Origin of the sequence: Burkholderia sp. KCJ3K979 (assembly GCF_016759955.1) — a bacterium.
Lineage (GTDB): Bacteria > Pseudomonadota > Gammaproteobacteria > Burkholderiales > Burkholderiaceae > Burkholderia > Burkholderia orbicola.
This window is the reverse complement of sequence record NZ_JACFYV010000440.1, coordinates 1-917: the sequence shown is the minus strand read 5'-3', so window position 1 is coordinate 917 and position 917 is coordinate 1. Positions and strand designations below refer to the sequence as shown.

Annotated in this window: 1 protein-coding gene and 1 pseudogene; both read right to left on the bottom strand. The window is 66.5% G+C overall.

Annotated features, from left to right (window positions below; all coding sequences use genetic code 11):
• Positions 1–362: pseudogene (locus H3O04_RS35495) on the bottom strand (hypothetical protein); the annotation flags it as partial.
• 120 nt (positions 363–482) lie between these two features.
• Positions 483–917 (bottom strand): tetratricopeptide repeat protein (locus H3O04_RS35490; protein WP_202589529.1); only part of this gene is annotated, 435 nt, incomplete at its 5' end.

Here is a 917-nt window from a genome sequence, read left to right as displayed (position 1 = left end):
AGCTGCGTGATGCGCGACAGGCGTGCGTCGCTCTTCTGGTTGCCGATCGACGTGATCACGAAGCAGTTCGACTGCTGCACCGCCAGCCGCAGCAGCGGATCGATGCTCGTCACCTTGGTGGCGCTGCCGAACTGGCCCCACCAGTCGGCGTTGCGGCCGTCGTCGACCGCGATCGTGCCGAGCGGCGACGTGCAGCGCTGCAGTTGCGAATCGGCGCCGGCGCTCGCGCCGCCTGCCGCGGCGCCCGTCACGCCGGCGTTCTGGCCGCCGGGCGTCACCACGCCGCCGCAGCCCGCGACGGACGCGCCAAGCGCTGCCACCAGCGCACCTTGAGTGAGACGTTGGGAAAGGTTGGTCTTCATGTCGTTGTCGATCGATTAGAGTCGTTGTTCGGCTTATGTGTCCGTGCGAACTTCGATAAGCCCCCCGGCGTGGCGCGCGATGGTGGTCTCCCCGCGGCTGCCCCGTTGCCCGATGCCCGGTCAGTAGTACCAGTACGTCTGCTGCCAGACGCCGTAGTACGGATAGCCCGAGTACCAGTAGCCGTAATAGGTGTCACGCCATTGCGTGCGCCATTTCCAGTCTTCTTCGTCCTCTTTCTTCGCCTTGCGCGCGAGATCGAGCAGCTTTTTCGATTCCTTGTCGCCGCGACCGGCCGCGATCGACAGCCACTTCTCCGCTTCGCGCGCATCCGAGCCCATTTCCTCGAGGCCGAACAGGTAGAAACTGCCGAGCGCCTTCTGCGCGTTCAGGTCGCCGCGTTCGGCCGCCTCGCGCATCCACTTGAGCGCCTGGTAGCTGTCCTGGCGCACGCCGTCGCCGCGGAAATAGCGCAGGCCGAGGTCGTAGGCGGCCTTCGGCTGGGTCTTCGCGGTTTGCTTGAGCGCGGCGATGCGCGGATCGTCCCGGTCTTCCGC